Below are 18765 nucleotides of genomic sequence, written 5' to 3' on the forward strand. Positions count from 1 at the left end.
CTGGGATCAAGGCTCGCGAGGAGTGAGTGGTGACAGTCACCGAGGTTTTTCCGGCCGACGATGCGGTCGTGGTGGGCCAGCGGCGGCCGCAGATGCGGGTCCGCAAGCGCGACGGCGGCACCGAGGCGGTCGACGTCAACCGGATCGTCCGCGCGGTCGAGCGGTGGGCCGACGACCTCGCCGACGTCGACCCGCTGCGGGTGGCGACCCGGACGATCAGCGGCCTGTACGACGGGGCGACGACTGCCGAACTGGACCGGCTGTCCATCCAGACCGCCGCGGAGATGATCGGTGAGGAGCCGCAGTACTCGCGGCTGGCCGCCCGCCTGCTGGCCGGGTACGTCGACAAGGAGGTCCGCCGGCAGGGCATCGGCTCCTTCAGCGAGGCGATCCGGCACGGCCACGCCGAGGGCCTGATCGGCGACGACACCGCGGCCTTCGTCGCCGCCCACGCCGGCGCCCTCGACGCCGCCGTCGACCCGCGCGGCGACCTGCGCTTCGAGTACTTCGGGCTGCGTACGGTCTACGACCGGTACCTGCTGCGCCACCCGACGAGCCGGCTGGTGCTGGAGACCCCGCAGTACTGGCTGCTGCGCGTGTCCTGCGGCCTGTCGCAGGCACCGGACGAGGCGATCGAGTTCTACCGGTTGATGTCGAGCCTGGCGTACCTGCCGAGTTCGCCGACGCTGTTCAACTCCGGCACCCGGCACACCCAGATGTCCTCCTGCTACCTGGTCGACTCCCCTCGCGACGAACTGGACTCGATCTACCAGCGGTACGCGCAGGTGGCGAACCTGTCGAAGTTCGCCGGGGGCATCGGCATCGCGTTCTCCCGGGTGCGCTCCCGGGGCGCGCTGATCAGGGGCACCAACGGGCAGTCCAACGGGATCGTGCCGTGGCTGCGGACGCTGGACGCCTCGGTGGCGGCGGTCAACCAGGGCGGCCGGCGCAAGGGCGCGGCCTGCGTCTACCTGGAGCCGTGGCACCCGGACGTCGAGGAGTTCCTCCAACTGCGCGACAACACCGGTGAGGACGCCCGGCGCACCCACAACCTGAACCTGGCCAACTGGATCCCGGACGAGTTCATGCGGCGGGTCGAGTCCGACGGGGTGTGGTCGCTGTTCGACCCCGACGTGGTGCCGGAACTGCCGGACCTGTGGGGCGCGGAGTTCGACGCCGCGTACCGGGCCGCCGAGGAGCAGGGCCGCTACGTGCGGCAGGTTCCGGCGCGCGAGCTGTACGGGCGGATGATGCGTACCCTCGCCCAGACCGGCAACGGGTGGATGACGTTCAAGGACGCCGCGAACCGGCTGTGCAACCAGACCGCCGAGGCGGGCAACGTGGTGCACCTGTCCAACCTGTGCACCGAGATCGTCGAGGTCTCCAGCGACGCCGAGACCGCCGTGTGCAACCTCGGTTCGGTCAACCTCGCCGCCCACCTGGGCGCGGGCGGCATCGACTGGGAGCGGCTGCGCGCCACCGTCCGCACCGCCGTGACGTACCTCGACCGGGTCATCGACATCAACTACTACCCGACGGCGCAGGCGGCGGCGAGCAACCCCCGCTGGCGACCCGTCGGGCTCGGGCTGATGGGCCTTCAGGACGTGTTCTTCGCGCTGCGGCTGCCGTTCGACTCGCCGGCCGCCCGGGAGCTGTCCACCCGGATCAGCGAGGAGCTGTACCTGACGGCCCTGGAGACCTCCGCCGACCTGGCGCGACGCTCGGGCGCCCACCCGGCGTACGGGCAGACCCGGGCGGCGCGCGGGCAGCTGCAACCCGACCTGTGGGGCGTCACGGGCACCCAGACGGCGCGGTGGAGCGCGCTGCGGGAGCGCGTCGCCGCGTACGGGCTGCGCAACTCGCTGCTGGTGGCGATCGCGCCGACGGCCACCATCGCCTCGATCGCCGGCTGTTACGAGTGCATCGAGCCGCAGGTGTCCAACCTGTTCAAGCGCGAGACCCTGTCGGGGGAGTTCCTCCAGGTCAACACCGCCCTCGTGCGGGAGTTGAAGGCGCGTGGCCTGTGGACGGAGCGGATCCGCTCGGCGATCAAGCGCGCCGAGGGCTCCGTGCAGGACGTCGCGCAACTGCCGGCCGAGGTGCGGGAGCTGTTCCGTACCGCGTGGGAGCTGCCGCAGCGGGCGCTGATCGACCTGGCCGCGGCCCGCGCCCCGTACATCGACCAGTCGCAGTCGCTGAACCTGTTCCTGGCCGCGCCGACGATCGGCAAGCTCTCCTCGATGTACCTGTACGCCTGGAAGGCCGGGCTGAAGACGACGTACTACCTGCGGTCGCGGCCGGCCACCCGGATCCAGCAGGCCACCGTCGCGCCGGTCGGACCGGCCCGTGCCGCCGGTGTCGTCGCGCCGGTGGCGACCGTGGACGAGGCGCTGGCCTGCTCCCTGGAGAACCCCGAGTCGTGCGAGGCCTGCCAGTGACCACCCCGACCACCAGCGAACCGAGGACCACACACATGCTGCTCGACCCGGGGATGGATCTCACCCTGCGCCCGATGCGCTACCCGCACTTCTTCGACCGCTTCCGCGACGCCATCCGCAACACGTGGACGGTGGAGGAGGTCGACCTGCACGCCGACCTCGCCGACCTCGACCGGCTCTCCCCGGCCGAGCGGCACCTGGTCAGCCGCCTCGTCGCGTTCTTCGCCACCGGCGACACCATCGTCGCCAACAACCTCGTGCTCAACCTGTACCAGCACGTCAACTCGCCGGAGGGCCGGCTCTACCTGTCGCGGCAGCTGTTCGAGGAGGCCGTGCACGTCCAGTTCTACCTGAACCTGCTCGACACCTACGTGCCCGACGAGGCCGAACGCTTCGCCGCGTTCGCGGCCATCGAGAACATCCCGTCGATCCGGCGCAAGGCCGAGTTCTGCTTCCGCTGGATCGACTCGCTGGGCGAGCTGCGCCAGCTGCGTACCCGGGAGGACCGGCGGGCCTTCCTGCTCAACCTGATCTGCTTCGCCGCCTGCATCGAGGGGCTGTTCTTCTACGGCGCCTTCGCCTACGTCTACTTCCTGCGCTCCCGGGGGCTGCTGCACGGCCTGGCGTCCGGCACCAACTGGGTGTTCCGCGACGAGTCCATGCACATGGCCTTCGCCTTCGACGTGGTGGAGACGGTACGGGGGGAGGAGCCGGACCTGTTCGACGACGAGCTGGCCGCTCAGGTGCGGCAGATGCTCGCCGAGGCCGTCGAGTGCGAGGTCCAGTTCGCCGAGGACCTGCTCGGCCAGGGCGTGCCCGGGCTGTCCCTGGTCGACATGCGCGAGTACCTGCAACACGTCGCCGACCGGCGGCTCACGCAGCTCGGCATCCCCGCCCACTACGGCTCGACCAACCCGTTCGCGTTCATGGAGTTGCAGGACGTCCAGGAGCTGTCGAACTTCTTCGAGCGACGCGTGTCGGCGTACCAGGTCGGGGTGAGCGGCACGGTGGCCTTCGACGACGACTTCTGAGCACGGGGGCCGCGCAGGCCGTGCGGCCGTCGCGCCGGGACCGGACGGGCGTGGGCGCCTCCCCGTTCGCGGCCACGGGGGCCGCGAACGGGGGGCAGGCCCGATCTATGCTCCTGGTGCCTCGCCGCCGTCGGTGGCGCGGCCTGGGCGGGGGGACGGGTCAAGTGGGTGTGCCGACGCTGCTGGTCTCGCTGAGCAGGGCGAACGCCTACCGGGACATCGGGGCGGCGGTGGCGGCGGCACCGCACGGCGCGGTCGTCGTCGTGGAGCCGGGCCGCTACGACGGGCAGGTCGTCGTACGGGCCAAGGCGGTCACGATCCGCGCGGCCGTACCGGGCGGGCCACCCGTGCTGGTGGAGAGCGGCGCCGCCGCCCCCGCCGTGTACTGCGAGGACGCTCAGGTCGTCCTCCAGGGGCTGACCCTGCGCACGTGGAGCGCGGACGCGCCGGCGACGGTGTCGGCGGTCCGCGCCAGCCTGACGATCGAGTCCTGCGTCGTCACCGGGCAGGCCTTCAACGCCGTGCTCTGCGAGCGGAGCACCGCCCACGTGCGGATGTGCGACGTCAGCGGGATGCGTCGGGGCGTGGCGTTCGTCGACGGCAGCGGGGTCGTCGAGAACTGCCGGCTGTGGGACCTCGACGAGTACGCCGTGCTGTCCAAACGGGACAGCCAGCCCACCGTGCGGCACTGCCACGTCCGGGACACCGACCGGGGCTTCGATGCCTTCGAGGGCGGTGGCGGCACCGTCGAGGACTGCCACTTCACGGGCGTACGCATCGGGGCCGTCACGGCAGGCGGGCGCTCCCGGCCGACGGTGCGGCGGTGCCGGGTCTCCGGCGGACGCGGCAGCGGGCTGGTGTTCAGCGGGTCCGCCGGCGGGCTGGTCGAGGAGTGCGAGCTGACGGACCTGGAGGGCTGCGGCGTCGAGGTCTCCGGCGGCGCCGAGCCCGACGTGCGCCGCTGCCGGATCGAGGGCGTCGGCCGCAACGGCATCTACGTCAGCGGTGCGCGGGGCACGTTCACCGACTGCGACGTGACGGCCAGCCGGCTGCCCGCGATCGCCGTGGTCGACGGGGCGGCGCCGCTGGTGCGCGGCGGCGTCCTGCGCCGGGCGCGGGAGGACGCCCTGCTGGTCCGGGCCGCCGCCGGCCGGTACACCGGCGTGCGGATCGAGGCTCCGGGCCGCTACGGGGTGATCGTGCAGGGCGGCGACCCCACCCTGACGGACCTGACGGTCGACGGTGGCGAGGCGGGAGTGGTGCTCGACGGCGCCGTCGAGGCCGACGTCCGCCTCGACGGCGCCACCATCCGGGGCGCGACGAGCAGCGGGATCGCCGCCGGAGGAGCGGGCCGGCTCACCGGTACGAACGTCCGGGTGGAGAACGCCCCGGTGGGGCTGGTCGGCACCGACGCGATCGCGATCACCCTCACCGACGCGGTGTTCTCCGGCGGCACCGTCGGTGTGACCGGGGCAGGCGAGGCCGCCCTGCACCTCACCGCCAGCACGGTAACCGGGACCACCGGTTCCGGGATGCTGCTGCGGGAGCAGTCCCGGCTGACCCTGCGGGCCAGCACGCTGCGCGCCTGCGGCGGCGACGGCGTGCAGGTGGAGACCGACGCCCCGGTGCTGGTCGACCGGTGCGAGTTCGTCGACGTGGCCGGCGAGTCCGTCCGGGGCGCCGACCGTGCGCGGGTGTCGGTGACCGCCCCGGAACAGCCGGCCGCCCCGGTCGTACCGGCTCCCGGGGACCGGGCCGGCTCCGCCGACGAGGCAGGCGTGCCCGCCCGTCCGACGTCGGCCAACGTCGACGTCGACGCCGTGCTGGCGGAGTTGGACGGCATGATCGGCCTGGCCGCGGTCAAGCGGGACGTGCGGACGCTGGTCCAGCTCATCCGGGTCGGCGAACAGCGCCGCAGGGCCAACCTGCCGGTGCCGCCGGTGAGCCGGCACCTCGTCTTCGCCGGCTCACCGGGCACCGGGAAGACGACCGTCGCGCGGATCTACGGGCGGCTGCTCGCGCAGCTCGGCGTCCTCACCAAGGGGCAGGTCGTCGAGGTGGCGCGGGTCGACCTGGTGGGCGAGTACCTGGGCAGCACCTCGCTGAAGACCGCCGCGGCCTTCGAGCGGGCCCTCGGCGGGGTGCTCTTCGTCGACGAGGCGTACGCGCTGGCCCGCACGTTCGGCACCAACTCGGACTTCGGGCTGGAGGCCATCGACACGCTGGTGAAGCTGATGGAGGACCACCGGGACGAGACGGTCGTCATCGTCGCCGGCTACTCCGACGAGATGGTGCAGTTCCTGGCCACCAACCCCGGCCTCGCGTCCCGGTTCACCAAGACCATCGAGTTCGTCGACTACGCCCCCGACGAGCTGCTCGCCATCATCTCCGCGCTGGCCGGGCAGCACGGCTACGACCTGACCGGGCCGACCGCCGACGCCCTGCTGGACCGGCTCGTCGAGGCCGTCCGCGACCCGGTGTTCGGCAACGGCCGGGGCGCGCGGAAGCTGTTCAACGCGATGATCGAACGGCAGGCGGGACGGCTCGGGGACGTACCGGCGCCGACCGCCGAGCAGCTGCGGACGCTGCTGCCGCAGGACATCCCCGCCGCCGACGACTGACCGCGAACCGCCGCTGACCCGCGCCATCGGTGCGGTCCGGCCTGGATCACGCCTGCATCGAGATGTCGAAGGCGGCGTCGCGGACATCGGCGACCGGGTGCCCGCGCAGCAGGTGGAGCACGTCGCGCCAGGGAGCGGACCAACCGAACGCCCTGCCGCCGGCGGCCAGTGCCACCGCGAACAGGCCGGTGGCGGCCTCACCCCGGGCGGCGAGCGTACGAGCCGTGTCGAGTATCGGCTCGGCGTCCAGGGCCGTCGGGGAGGCGGTGCGCTGGGCGAGGAGGTGGGCGAGCCGGGCGGCGAGCGCCGGCCGGCCCGCCACCAGCTCCGCGATCGTGAGGATCTCGGCGGTGAGCCGCGCCGACGTCGTGTCCCTCAACGGCAGCGCGCTGGTCAGCAGGGTGCCCGCCTGGGCAACGTATGCGCGGTGCCGGCCCAACTCCGCCGCCGCCCGCCGGACCGGCGCCGGGTCGGCCAGTGGCCCGAGCGTCCAGGACGCCGTGGCCACGATGTCGTCGATCCGCCGACGGGCGAGGCGGTCCCCGGCGGGGCCACCGAGGTCCGCGTCGGCGCCGTCGATCCGGACGAGGGCGTCCAGCGCGGCGACGGGCACCTCCCGTTCGGCGCGGTCCGGGTGACGGAGCACCGCGGTCAGCATCGGGCGCACCGACTGCCAGTCGTACTGCCCGCCCAGGTCGGTGAGCGCCGCCGTGAGCAGGCCGGTGAGGTCGGGCGCCCAGGGCAGCCAGTGCACGAGCCGGGGCCAGGCCAGCCGGCTGAGCTCCCGGTCGGGGCTCGCGCAGGCCCGGGCGACGAGGGCGGCGTAGCGGGGGCGATCCGGTGCGGCGATTCCGCCGGGCGGGGTCGCCAGCACGGCCAGCGACTCCTCCCGGCTCCCGACGATCGCCTCCTCGAGGATCGGCCAGCTCTCCGGCGCGTGCAGCCGCTGCCGGGCGGCGTCGACGATCGCGGCCCGTACGTCGCGGTGCTGGCCGGGCTGGCGCCACGCCGACACCAGTACCGCCATCGCCTCCGGGGGACCGAAGCGGCCGAGCAGCCGGACCGCCTGCTTGCGGCTGGTCACCTTGCCCCGCCCCAGGGCGACGCCGGACAGCGGGGCCATCAGGTCGGCCGGGCGGGTGAAGCGGACGGCGCGGGTGGCGGCGTACAGGGCGACCCTGGCCCGATCGTCGTCGGCGTGCGACAGCAGCAGCGGCAGCGCCTCGGCGGGCCGGTCGGTCCACGGCAGCGCCTCCAGGGCCGCCTCGGCCAGGGTCACGTTCGGCGAGCCGACGTGACGCAGCACCAGCTCCCGCCCGGCGTCGGGCACCCGCGCGGCGGCCCGTACGGCGGCGGCCCGGTGGTGCAGCGGGGTGCCGGCGTCGGCGGCGAGGCGCGCCTGCAGCCGCACGAACGCCTCCTGCTGGCGGGGCAGCCACCGCTCGACGCGCACCGGTCGGCCCGGAATCCAGCGGGTGCCGGCGGTGAGGAAGGCCCCCTTCGGCGGGTGACGCAGCACCCGGTCGAGCAGGTCGGTACGTCGGGCGCTGACGGTCCGCCACACCGTGGGGAGGGTGACGGTGGAGCTGTCGGAGTCCAGCACGTACGCCACGCGCTGCGCCCGGGTCCTCGGGTCGGCCAGCCACAGCTCGACGGCCTCCCGCACGACGGCGGCCACGGTGCCGGGGGTCGTCGCGCGGCGCAGCAGCTCCTGGAGTTCGGGCAGCTGCCACGCCCGCCGCCCCAGGGCCCGGGTCACCGCGAACAACGCGGTGAACTGCCCCCGGGCCACACCGGCTTCGATCCATCCGCGGAGCCGGGCGAAGACCAGCGTCTCCTGGCCGCGGCGCAGCGTCTCGTCGAACCGCCCGAGCGGCGGCAGCCGGTGCCCGCCGAAGAGCCGGTCGAGCGTGTCCAACGCCCACCGCAGCAGGGCCGGCTCGTCGACGTGCCGACCCAGCACCCGGGCGGCGAGGGTGCCGAGCGCGGCGAGGGTGCGTGTCGACGCGTCGCGGGTGGTCGTGGCGTCGACGGTGATCCGGGTCAGCGCCTCGACGGCGTCCGCGCGCAGCAACGGGGCCAGGTCCGCCAGCTCCGTCAGCGCCACGGCCCGGACCGGGTCCTGCTCGTTGCGCAGCCGATCCAGCCTGGTCAGGGCCTCGGCCGCCGCCGCGGGGTGGCGGCTGCGCCGGGCGGCGGCCAGGAGCAGCTGGTACGCGACGGCCCGGTCGTGCGCGTCGGCGGCGCGCAGGGCGGGGGTGAGCGCCGCCGACGCCGCCGGCCAGGGCAGCAGGGCGCTCCACGACCGCACCTGCGCCTCGTCGTGGCGGACGTCGTCGAGGGCGAGCACCCGACGTGCCTCCCGCTCCCGCCAGTCGTGCGGCAGCACCTCCATCAGCGACGCGTCGGGGATCCGGGTGGCCGTCTCGACGTCGGCGAACACGGCGTCGTACAGGTCGCCCCGGCGCGCCGGGGGTAGCGCCCCCAACAGCCGGTCCAGGGCGTTGTTGTGGCCGCGTACCCGCCGGCCCAGCGCGACCAGGTCCGCCTGCGGCAGCCGGGCGATCCGGCGCAGCAGCGCCGGGGGCAGCCACTGGTAAGCCACCCAGTCCGCGCGGGACGGCGCGGTCAGCAGGGCCAGCACCCGTCGTGGCGCGGACGCGGCGAGCGGGCCGTAGTACGCGAGGTCGCCGGGGAGGTGCCCGGTGGGCGCGTACCGTTCGAGCAGCGTCAGCGCGCGTTCCGGTCGGCGCCGGCCGGCGACCAGGACCCTCTTGCCGTGCGCCGTCCACCAGCGGTCCCGTTCGTCGGGTTGGAGGTGGGGCAGCGTCGACTCGGCGTGGTCGAGCACCACGTCGCCGTGGCGACGGGCCAGGCAGACCGAGCCCGGCAACGCGTGTTCGACGACCGGCAGCAGCCGGCGGACGGTGTCCGCCCCGCAGGCGGGCAGCAGGGCGACCGCCTCGACGGCCCCGAAGCGCCCCAGCACGCCGTCGACCAGGTCGTCGGCGACCGCCGGCCGGCGCAGGTGCCGCAGCGACCGGTAGACCAGGTGCCGCAGGTCGGCCGGCGCGTCCCGGACGAGTGCGCGCAGGTCGTCGCCGGCGAGCCAGCCGGCGCGCAGGCCCGCCTTCACGGCGACCGCGCGGATCGTGCCGTGCCGGTCGCCCAGCGCCGCCCGCACCGCCGCGTGGTCGCCGACGATCTCGGCGGCGGTGACGGCCAGGAACCGGTGGTACGACGACGCCTCGGCGCGCAGGTCCGCCAGGGTCTCCGGCAGCTCCCCCGTGGCGGCCGCCTCGCGGGCGCGACGGGCGAGCGTCGCCATCCGCTCCGGGTGGGCCAGCGCGTCCAGTTCGCCGAGCAGCCGTCGTGTCGATCTCCGCACGCCGACCATTGTGGCGGTCGGGGGGCCGCCCCGCCGACCCGTTATCCGCCCGGCGCCTGGCGACGACCACCGTCCTGCCGGTCCACCGGTCAAGGGCCGCCGGGCGGCGCGACGGCGGGCAGCGAGGTGGTGGTGGCGACCGCGACGCCGACCGCCGCGAGCAGCACCAGCGACGCGAGGCTGGGCAGCGCGGCGGTCGCCGGAGCCGCGAGCGCCACCACCAGCAGCCCGAGCATCCGTCGCCGGCAGAACCGGCCCGTCGCGCGTCGCCAGATCAGCTGGTCGGCGGCGAGGAAGACGAGCACGCCGCCGTGCAGGGCGGCGTGTCCCAGCGACGCCAGCGGCGCGCCCGGCCGCTGGGCCGCCTGGGCCAGCGCCGTCGTCAGGCCGAGGGCGACCAGGATCAGACCGGCGACGGTCAACAGGTGCAGGTAGGTGTAGACGTCCCGGGCCAGGGCCGCGCCGCGAGGGCCGGTCGACACCTGCGACAGCCGCCGGTCGAGGACACGGTCGGTGCCGACGTACGTCCACCACAGGGCGGCGAGCAGGGTGACGATCAACGCGACGGTGACCAGGGAAGCCGCTGAGATCGACGTGTCGGCCAGTGCGACGCCGGTGGAGATGAATCCCTCTCCGAGGGCGACGAGCACGACGAGGTTGTACCGGTGCGGCCACTGCCCGATGGAGCGGATCCCCTGGTCGCGGGCGCTGGTCAGGTAGCCGCCCGCCAGGTCCACCACCACCGCGGCCGTCCAGCACACGGCGGTGGCCGGGGGGATCGGCCGACCGAGCGGGGGAAAGGTCAGCGTCGCGCCCACCAGCAGCGCCAGCGCCGCCGCGGTGGGTACGGCGGCCCGGGCCGCCTGGGCCCGCAGCACCGGATCGCCCCTCGCGACCCGGAAGAGCGCGGCGAGGTGCAGCGCCCGCAGCGCCACGTAGCAGGCCACCACGATCAGCGGGCCGGGAAGCCCACCGGGAACGCGGCTGAACGCCTGCGGGATGGCGACGCCGAGCACGAAGGTCAACGCGCCCGCCGCCAGCACCGTCGCCCGCACCAGGGTGCTGACGCGGGGCGCCACGCTCTCCAGCCAGGCGTACATGCACCAGGACCACCAGAGCAGGGCCAGGACACCGAGGCCCTGCGCCAGCCCCGCCGGGGACGGCTGACGGGTCACCAGGACGGTGATCTGGATGAACGCGTACACGACGATCAGGTCGAGGAAGAGTTGGTGGGGGCGGACCGCCGTCACCCGCCGCACCGTGCCGGCGACCGCCTCGTGCAGCCGGCGGTGCCGCCCGGCGAAGACGGTACGGTCGGCGATCACGGCGGTGCCGAGGCAGGCGGCGAGGATCGCCAGCGATCCCAGCGCCGGCGCATTCAGGGCCACCGGTGCGGCGGCGAGCAGCAGCCCGATGCCGAGCGCGACACTGCGCCCCACCAGGTCGAACCCGCGCTTCTCGAAGGCCAGCAGCCCGAGCAGGTAGAGCAGCGCCCCGCCGTGCAGGGCGAGCACGCTGCCCGTGCCCCAGCGGCCGGCGGTGCTCACCTCCGTCGCGCTCAGGGCGTGTTTGAGGCCGAGCGCGAGCAGGATCAGGCCGCCGACCATCGGCAGGTGCAGCAGCGCGTAGGCGTCGCGGCCGACCAGCGACGTGGCGCCGCCGGGCAGACGCCGCAGCGACTGTTCGGCGGCGAACCGGGCGAGGTCGAAGTAGGTCCACCACAGCATGATCACCACGAGGACGCCGAGGGCAGAGCCGCCGAGCACCGACCAGGTGATCGGCGGGTCGCCCACCAGTCCCCGGCTGGTGCCGATCGAGATGATCGTCTCGCCCAGGGCGACGAGCACGATCAGGCTGTGCCGTTCCGCCCAGTGCCCGACGGACCCGATCCGCCAGTCGCCCGAGCCGAGCCCCGCCAGGCCGGCGTAGTCGACGGCGGTGGCCACGGTGAACAGCACCACCTGCGCGAGGCGCACCGGCGGCCGGTCCGGCAGCAGCGCCGGCAGGGACGCGGCGGCCAGCAGCAGCGGCGAGGTGACGCACAGCGGCAACCACGCGCGTCGGGCGAACAGGGGCCGGTCGCCGGCGTTCAGCCCGGCGAGGGTGGTGACCGCCACCGGCACGAGGCGCACCAGGACGAACGCGACGGCGAAGACGAGGGGCCCCCACCGGCCACCCGGCCGGTCCGCGTACGCCACCGGCAGGGTGACAGCGACCACGAAGATGCCGGCCGCCGCCCCGAAGACGACCAGCGGCATGATCCCCCGGTCGAAGCGCACCGTGTTGCCGAACCAGGCGTACGACGCCCAGCACCGCCACAGCAGCGCGACCACCAGGAACCCCTCGAACAGCCCGACGGGGTGGAAGTTCGCCGACATCAGCGCGGTGACGTTGAAGAACGCGTAGACGAAGACCAGGTCGAGGAACAGTTCCAGGCGTGTCACCCCGCCCGGACCGGGCTGGATCCGCCCGGACACCGCGGCGCGGATCCGCCCGGCCCCCGACGCGCTCATCGCCACCCGCCCACTCTGCCAACCGGCGGGCGGGCGCCACGCGGGATCCCCGAAGCCGCGCCTGGTGCGTCCGGGGAGCCGTCGGGCGTGCGGGTCGTCGACCGCCGCGTTGGTCCGCCATACCGTCGAAGGGCCTGCGGGTGACGCCGGCCGCCCGGGGAGGGGCGCCTTGCCGGTGTCTGCCATGCTCGGGCCGGTGACGACCGGTCGCCCCACCACCCCCCGCACCCACCGCCGCGTCCGCAGCCGCCGCACCCGGATCGCGCTCGTCTCCGGCGCGGCCGCGGTGGTCCTCGCCGTCGCCGTCCTCGTCGCCGCGGTGGTGGTGCCGCTGGTGCGGCCGGCGGGCCCGCGCCCGCTGTTCCAGCTTCCCGTCGCGTGCGGGGAGACGTGGCAACTGGGCACCTATCCCGGTCACGACGACTACGACGTGGACCTGTTCCCGACCGAGGGCAGGGCGTGGGGGCGGCCGGTGCTCGCGTCCTACGCGGGGGAGGTCACCGTGGCGGGGATCAACGGATCGCTCGGTGGCCGTACGCCCGACGACCCGGACGGGCCGCGTGGCCGCGGCGGCGGCTACTGGGTGAAGATCGACCACGGCGGCAAGTGGGAGACGCAGTACCTGCACCTGCTCGAACCGCCGCTGGTCCGGGTCGGTCAGCGGGTCGCCCAGGGTGAGCAGATCGGGCGGGTCGGCAGCACCGGCAACTCCGGGGCGCCGCACCTGCACTACGAGCAGCGCCGGGGCTGGGAGAAGGTCGAGGCCTACTTCGACGGGGCGCCGTCGGGCATCACCCACGACGACACCGAGTACACGGTCAGGCGCAAGAGCAACAACTGCGTGCCCGAATGACCGACGCCGCCGGTCGGCGGCGGGTGGTCAGTGGCTGTGGCTGCCGGCCGCGTCCGTGTCGTAGGTGTCGTGGTGGGGGAACTCGTTGACGTAGCGCTGCCGGCCCAGCGGCGTGAGGTCGAGATAGTTGTACGTGTTCAGCAGCGGGTCGAGGCCGCGGCCGTACACGGAGTAGGTGTGCAGGATCCGTTCGCCGTCGCGGACGAAGACGCTCAGGCCGTGGGCCTCGCCCTGCAGGTGGTGGGTGAGGCCCTGGGCCGCCAGGGTCTCGGCGTCCTTGTAGTTGTATTCCACCGGGGCGATGGCCGGGTCCATGGTGACGTGGAAGTCGTAGTTGAAGTCGCTGCCGTGCGAGGAATACCAGGGAAAGCGCCAGCCCATCCGGCTCCTGAAGGCCGCGAGGGTCGTGAACGGCGCGCGGGAGACCACGGCGAGTGTCGTGTCACTGGCGTGCAGGTGCGTGAGGTGCCCGAAGTTGTCGACCAGCAGGGAGCAGCTCGTGCATCCCTCGGCCCATTCCGGATCGAACATGAAATGGTAGACGATCAACTGTCGTCGTCCCTCGAACATGTCGGGCAGCCGGACGGCGCCGGCGGGACCGGTGAAGGAGTAGTCCTTCTCGACGGCGACCGCCGGCAGTTCGCGCCGGAGTGCGGTGACCCTGTCCCGCAGGCGGGTGATCTCCTTTTCGCGGTCGAGCAGTTCCTTTCGGGCGTCGACCCACTCGTCCCGGGACACGACCTTCGGTGCAATCATGGACGACACGCCTTTCCGCTGGAGCGCCTGGCCCATTCTTGTCGGGCCGTACGCGATCACACCAGCCTCACCCGGTGTCGTGGGATTCCCATTTCCGGATACCGTTCCGGCGATTCGCGCCGGCCGGTGGAGCAAATTCGCAGGTCGGCTTGTTCGCCCTCGACGCCCGGCCGGTCCGCGTGCCGGAAAACGGCACCGGCGTGAGTCGGTGAAGTGCGCACTATCGAATAAGGCCGCGCGTCGCGTTCGTCGCCCACGCTCGACGACGGGGAGCCGCCCGCACCCGGCCCTCCAGCGGTCGGGGGCGACGCCTCGCCGGCCCCGGCGATACGGTGTGGCGCGTGGACGAGTCGAACATCGGGGCGTTGCGGGCCGTCACGGTCGACGGAGTGGCCCTGGCCTATCGCGTCGCCGGCGACTCGACCGACCCACCCATGGTGCTGCTGCACGGCCTCGGCGAGGACGAACGCGACTGGCACGGCGTCCTGGCCGCGCTCGCCGCCAGGCACCGGGTGTACGCGCTGGACCTGCGCGGCCACGGCCGCAGCGACCACCCCGGCCGGTACTCGCTCGAGTCGATGCGCGACGACCTCGTCGGGTTCCTCGACGCGGTGGGGGTCGAGCGGTGCGTGGTGATCGGCCACTCCATGGGTGGGGCCGTGGCGATCCTGCTCGCCGAGGCCGCCCCGCACCGACTCACCCACCTGATCCTGGAGGACGTGGCAGCACCCCGACCGGGCGCTCTCGAACGGCCGCCCCTGCCCCCGCCGGACGCGCCCACGCCGTTCGACTTCGCCGCCGTCAACGCCATCCGCGCCCAGCTCAACGACCCCGACCCGGCCTGGTGGGACCGTACCGACGCCGTCGACGTGCCGACCCTGGTGGTCGGCGGCGGCCCGGACAGCCCCATCCCGCAGCAGCTGCTCGCCGAGATGGTCGACCGGATGCCCGACGCCACCCTCGTCACGATCCCGGCCGGGCACGACGTGCACGCCAGCCGGCCGGCGGAGTTCCTGGCCGCGGTCGACGGCTTCCTCGCCGCCCGCGCCCAGCACTGAACCGCCCGACCCGTGGCGTCCGCCCGCCGGGGCCCGCAGCCGGCGAGCGGTCCGGCGCTGCCCCGCTGGACCGGCACGGAGACCGCACTAGTCTTGCCCAGCGGGACCGGGTCGAAGGGAGCAGGTCAAATGGGGGAGCGGTCGATGCGGGAGGCCGCAGCGCTGTTGGCGCAGGCGCGGCGCGTCGTGATCTTCACCGGCGCGGGCGTCTCCGCGGAGAGTGGTGTGCCGACCTTCCGCGACGCCCTCACTGGCCTGTGGCGCAGCTTCGACGCGCAGCGGCTCGCCACGCCGGAGGCGTTCCGCGAGGATCCCGCGCTGGTCTGGGGCTGGTACGAGTGGCGACGCGCCACAGTGCGGCGGGCCCGCCCGAACGCCGGTCACGTGGCCGTGGCCGCGATCGAGGCACGCGTACCCGGCGCGGTCGTCGTCACGCAGAACGTCGACGACCTGCACGAGCGCGCCGGCTCGGTCGCGCCGATCCACCTGCACGGCAGCCTCTTCGCGCCGCGCTGCTCGGCCTGCGCCCGTCCGGCGCCGATGCCGGACGAGGCTGTTGAGGAACCGGACGACGGCCGGCGCGTGCCTCCGCCCCGGTGCGCGCACTGCGCGGGCCCCGTCCGGCCCGGGGTGGTGTGGTTCGGTGAGGCGTTGCCGACCGCCGCGTTGGAGGCCGCCGTGGAGGCGGCGTCCACGTGCGACCTGCTGGTGACCGTGGGCACCTCGGGCCTGGTGTATCCCGCCGCCGAGATCCCCCAGGTGGCTGCCCGCTTCGGCGCCACCGTGCTGCAGGTCAACCCGCAGGAGACGCCCCTGGACGCCGTGTCCGACGTGAACCTGCGCGGTCCGGCCGCCCAGGTGCTTCCCGCCCTCGTGCACGCCGCCTGGGGTGCCGATCCGGCGTGACGACGCGCGGGAGCATCCGGTGCGGGACGGCCGGCCGGGCCATGTCGTGGGCAGGCGCCTCGGTTGCCGGTTCAGCCCCACCAGGGCCGGCGTACCGCTGACGTAGACTGTCGGCGGTCCAGCCCCGGCCGTCCGACACGCGCCGGCTGGCGGCGGAGTGTGTTTCCGTGTCACTGAGGCGCTCCGTCGAGGTCGGACGTGGCGCAGTCGCCGGACGGGGCGGGCGGGAGAGGTGAGGTGGCCGTGCGCGGTCCTGCGATGACGGACGTGGCTCGCCTCGCCGGCGTCTCGCACCAGACGGTGTCCCGGGTCCTCAACGGGCACCCGAACGTACGCGAGCAGACCCGGCTGCGGGTCCAGGCGGCCATCGCGGAACTCGGCTACCGGCCCAACCGCGCGGCGCGGGCGCTGGTCACCGGCCGGTCCCAGGTGATCGGGGTGGTCGCGCAGAACACCACCCTCTACGGCCCGGCCTCGCTGCTGGCGGCCCTGGACCAGGCGGCCGCCGAGGCGGGGTTCGCGGTCAGCGTCGGCAGCGTGAGCGACCTCGACGACCAGTCCATCTCGGCGGCGGTGGAGCGGCACCTCGCGCACCGGGTCGCCGGCATCGTGGTGATCGCGCCGGTCGAGTCGGCGGGGGAGGCCCTCGAACGGCTCCCCAAGGACGTTCCGCTGGTCACCGTCGACGGCGACCCGCGCCGTCCGGTGCCCCTGGTCACGGTCGACCAGGTCGCCGGTGCCCGCGCCGCCACGCAGCATCTCCTCGACGCCGGGCACCGGACGGTCTGGCATGTCTCCGGGCCGGCGGACTGGTTCGACAGCGCCGGCCGGATCGACGGATGGCGGGAGACGTTGCAGGCGGCGGGCGCCGAGTTGCCGCCGCTGCTGCCGGCGGACTGGTCGGCGGCAGCGGGGTACCGGTGCGGACAGATGCTGGCCCGGATGCCCGAGGTCACCGCGGTCTTCACCGCCAACGACCATCTGGCGCTCGGCGTGCTGCGGGCGTTGCACGAGCACGGCCGGCGGGTGCCGGACGACATCAGCCTGGTGGGCTTCGACGACGTGCCCGAGGCGGCGTACTTCATCCCGCCGCTGACCACCGTGCGGCCCGACTTCGCCGCGGTCGCCCGGGCGAGCCTGGACCTGCTGCTGGCACAGATGGAATCCGACATCACCGGCCCGCTGCGGCAGACGGTCGCGCCCTCCCTGGTCTCCCGTCGCAGCGTCGCCGCCCCGACACGGCGCTGATCCCGCCGGAGATCCACTTCATCACCACCTGCGCCACCGCGACGTCGCCCTGTGCGTCGAGCGCGACGACGGCTCGACGCTCTTCAGCGGCGACGCCGACCGCGCCTCCGCCACCTTCCATCCGGAGTAGACGGTCCGCGAGCCTGCGTGCGGGGGTCGCATTGGCCAGTGTCTATTGACAGGAGAGCCGCCTCGGCCCGACGCTGAGAGAGCGCTCTCTCGCGCCGCCCACCACCCCGAGGAGGACCTTTCGTGAAGCTTCGAAGAAGGCTGCTCGCCGCCGTGTCCGCGCTGGTCGCCGCCGTCCCGGTGACCCTCGCCGCAGCCCCCGCCCACGCCGTCGGCCCCGCGCTGCTGCCCGTCACGGTCACCAACAGCACCGGCCGGGGCGAGGCCGTCCACCTCTACGTGATCGGCGTGCAGCTCTCCAGCGGCCGCCTCGGCTACGTCAACCAGGGCGGCACCTTCGTCCCGTGGTCGGGCGGGCAGCTCCCGCCGTCGCCCGCGCCGGACGCGTCCATCCCGGGGCCCGGAAACGGCGGCAGCACGACCATCCGGTTCCCGCGCGGGTTCTCCGGCCGCGTCTACTTCTCCTTCGGCGAGAAGCTCAAGTTCTTCCTCACCCCGGACGGCCTCGTGCAACCCGCCCCGTGGGCGGCCGGCGACGCCAACCGCGACATCCTGTTCGACTGGAGCGAGTTCACCTACAACGACGCCGGACTGTGGCTCAACAGCTCACAGGTCGACATGTTCGCGGTGCCGCACGCGGTCACGGTGACCGGTGCCACCGGCGTCACCAAGCGCACCGGTGACGTCGTCGCCGGGGGCCGCAACGCGATCATCGAGGGCATCCGGTCCCAGCCGGGCTGGGCCAACACGGTCCACACCCGCTCCGACGGGACCGTGTTGCGGGTTCTCGCGCCCGGCAAGGCGGCCGGCGCCGGCCTGTTCAGCGCCACCTACCTGGACTCCTACATCGCGTCGGCCTGGAACGCGTACACGACCAGGACGCTGACCGTGGTGCCGTTCGCCGACCAGCCGAACACCCGCTACTTCGGGCGGACCTCGGGCAACGTCATGACCTTCACCAACAGCGCCGGCCAGCGGGTCGCCTCCTTCAACCGGCCCTCCTCGGCGAGCGTCTGGGGCTGCGACGGGGACCTGCCCGCACCCAACGACCCGGTCGTCGGCCCGATCTCCCGGACGCTCTGCGCCGCGCTGAACCGGGGCACGCTCGGCACCATCGACACCCAGCCCAGCACCGACGCCGCCCAGTTCTACCGCAACAACCCGACGAACCACTACGCCCGCGTCATCCACGCCAACATGACCGACGGCAGGGCGTACGCCTTCGCCTTCGACGACGTCGGCGCGTTCGAGTCGCTGGTCCACGACGGCGACCCCCGCGCGGCCGGACTCGTCCTGAGCCCGTTCGGCGCCGGGAGCGGCGGACCGGGGAACCCCGGCAGCGCGGTGCCCGTGCTGAGCAACTGGAACAACAAGTGCATCGACGTGCCGAACTCGAACTTCGTCGACCGCGCGCAGTTGCAGATGTGGAACTGCAACGGCACCGCCGCGCAGAAGTGGACGTTCACCGGCGACACCCTGCGCAGCCAGAACAACAAGTGCATGGACGTCGACGGCGGCGCCACCGGCAACGGCGCGGTCGTCCAGCTCTACACGTGCAACGGCACGGGCGCACAGCGGTTCACCCTGACCGCGACCGGTGACCTGGTCAACATCCAGGCCGGCAGGTGCGTCGACATCCGGGAGTGGAACAGCGCCGACGGCGCGAAGCTCCAGCTCTGGGACTGCGCCGGCACCGCCAACCAGAAGTGGCGCAAGGGCTGACCCGCTCGGCGGATGGCGACGACCCGTCGCCATCCGCCCCCGGCCCGGACCGTCGGGGCGACCGACGTCCGTCTTGCCCGCTGTGCCATCGTGGTCCTGCCA

11 protein-coding genes are annotated in these 18765 nt (G+C 73.8%); 8 read left to right on the forward strand and 3 right to left on the reverse strand.

Features of this window, described 5'->3' with window-relative positions:
• Positions 1 to 26: 26 nt before the first annotated feature.
• From ACLQ20_RS09700 to ACLQ20_RS09710, 3 genes are all read left to right on the forward strand, one after another.
• Positions 27 to 2438: a ribonucleoside-diphosphate reductase subunit alpha gene (locus ACLQ20_RS09700; protein WP_425855074.1), complete on the forward strand. Its 2412-nt coding sequence runs from the start codon at positions 27 to 29 to the stop codon at positions 2436 to 2438.
• A 35-nt stretch (positions 2439 to 2473) separates the two neighbouring features.
• Entirely contained in the window at positions 2474 to 3469 is a 996-nt protein-coding gene (locus tag ACLQ20_RS09705) for a ribonucleotide-diphosphate reductase subunit beta (protein ID WP_425855076.1), read from the forward strand.
• A gap of 164 nt (positions 3470 to 3633) precedes the next feature.
• Positions 3634 to 6090, forward strand: coding sequence for a right-handed parallel beta-helix repeat-containing protein (locus ACLQ20_RS09710; protein WP_425855078.1), 2457 nt, complete (start codon positions 3634 to 3636; stop codon positions 6088 to 6090).
• Positions 6091 to 6136: 46 nt separating this feature from the next.
• Here the strand turns inward: ACLQ20_RS09710 and ACLQ20_RS09715 are convergent, their stop codons facing one another.
• A complete protein-coding gene (locus tag ACLQ20_RS09715) occupies positions 6137 to 9478 on the reverse strand; it encodes a hypothetical protein (RefSeq protein WP_425855080.1) in 3342 nt (1113 codons plus the stop codon).
• 89 nt (positions 9479 to 9567) lie between these two features.
• Positions 9568 to 11991, reverse strand: coding sequence for a low temperature requirement protein A (locus ACLQ20_RS09720; RefSeq protein ID WP_425855364.1), 2424 nt, complete (start codon positions 11989 to 11991; stop codon positions 9568 to 9570).
• 184 nt (positions 11992 to 12175) lie between these two features.
• Here ACLQ20_RS09720 and ACLQ20_RS09725 point away from each other — a divergent pair, with 184 nt between their 5' ends.
• Positions 12176 to 12844 (forward strand): M23 family metallopeptidase, encoded by a 669-nt coding sequence (locus ACLQ20_RS09725; RefSeq protein WP_327031214.1) that lies wholly within the window; start codon positions 12176 to 12178, stop codon positions 12842 to 12844.
• A gap of 27 nt (positions 12845 to 12871) precedes the next feature.
• On the opposite strand, the gene ACLQ20_RS09730 is transcribed toward ACLQ20_RS09725, so the two are convergent.
• The gene (locus ACLQ20_RS09730) at positions 12872 to 13600 is read right to left on the reverse strand and encodes a DUF899 domain-containing protein (protein WP_425855081.1); all 729 of its coding nucleotides are present in this window, start codon (positions 13598 to 13600) and stop codon (positions 12872 to 12874) included.
• A gap of 434 nt (positions 13601 to 14034) precedes the next feature.
• Between ACLQ20_RS09730 and ACLQ20_RS09735 the strand changes: the two genes are divergently transcribed.
• The 4 genes from ACLQ20_RS09735 to ACLQ20_RS09750 all read left to right on the forward strand — a co-directional run bounded on the left by ACLQ20_RS09735 (position 14035) and on the right by ACLQ20_RS09750 (position 18663).
• Positions 14035 to 14658 carry an alpha/beta fold hydrolase gene (locus ACLQ20_RS09735; protein ID WP_151452744.1) on the forward strand — a complete coding sequence of 208 codons (624 nt, stop codon included), beginning with the start codon at positions 14035 to 14037 and terminating at the stop codon, positions 14656 to 14658.
• A gap of 144 nt (positions 14659 to 14802) precedes the next feature.
• The gene (locus ACLQ20_RS09740; protein WP_327028164.1) at positions 14803 to 15564 is read left to right on the forward strand and encodes an SIR2 family NAD-dependent protein deacylase; all 762 of its coding nucleotides are present in this window, start codon (positions 14803 to 14805) and stop codon (positions 15562 to 15564) included.
• 258 nt (positions 15565 to 15822) lie between these two features.
• On the forward strand, positions 15823 to 16812 hold the full coding sequence (locus tag ACLQ20_RS09745; protein WP_425855082.1) for a LacI family DNA-binding transcriptional regulator: 990 nt from the start codon (positions 15823 to 15825) through the stop codon (positions 16810 to 16812).
• A gap of 252 nt (positions 16813 to 17064) precedes the next feature.
• A complete protein-coding gene (locus tag ACLQ20_RS09750) occupies positions 17065 to 18663 on the forward strand; it encodes a glycoside hydrolase family 64 protein (protein WP_425855083.1) in 1599 nt (532 codons plus the stop codon).
• The last annotated feature ends 102 nt before the right edge of the window (positions 18664 to 18765 follow it).

The organism is Micromonospora sp. DT46 (genome assembly GCF_049841735.1).
GTDB lineage: Bacteria > Actinomycetota > Actinomycetes > Mycobacteriales > Micromonosporaceae > Micromonospora > Micromonospora reichwaldensis.

What these genes read in the sequence shown, in the direction of transcription:
- ACLQ20_RS09745 (WP_425855082.1), top strand. Translation starts at nt 15,823, where the DNA reads ATGACGGACGTGGCTCGCCTCGCCGGCGTCTCGCACCAGACGGTGTCC.
- ACLQ20_RS09705 (WP_425855076.1), top strand. Translation starts at nt 2,474, where the DNA reads ATGCTGCTCGACCCGGGGATGGATCTCACCCTGCGCCCGATGCGCTAC.
- ACLQ20_RS09735 (WP_151452744.1), top strand. Translation starts at nt 14,035, where the DNA reads ATGGTGCTGCTGCACGGCCTCGGCGAGGACGAACGCGACTGGCACGGC.
- ACLQ20_RS09725 (WP_327031214.1), top strand. Translation starts at nt 12,176, where the DNA reads ATGCTCGGGCCGGTGACGACCGGTCGCCCCACCACCCCCCGCACCCAC.
- ACLQ20_RS09720 (WP_425855364.1), bottom strand. Translation starts at nt 11,991, where the DNA reads ATGAGCGCGTCGGGGGCCGGGCGGATCCGCGCCGCGGTGTCCGGGCGG.
- ACLQ20_RS09730 (WP_425855081.1), bottom strand. Translation starts at nt 13,600, where the DNA reads ATGATTGCACCGAAGGTCGTGTCCCGGGACGAGTGGGTCGACGCCCGA.
- ACLQ20_RS09740 (WP_327028164.1), top strand. Translation starts at nt 14,803, where the DNA reads ATGCGGGAGGCCGCAGCGCTGTTGGCGCAGGCGCGGCGCGTCGTGATC.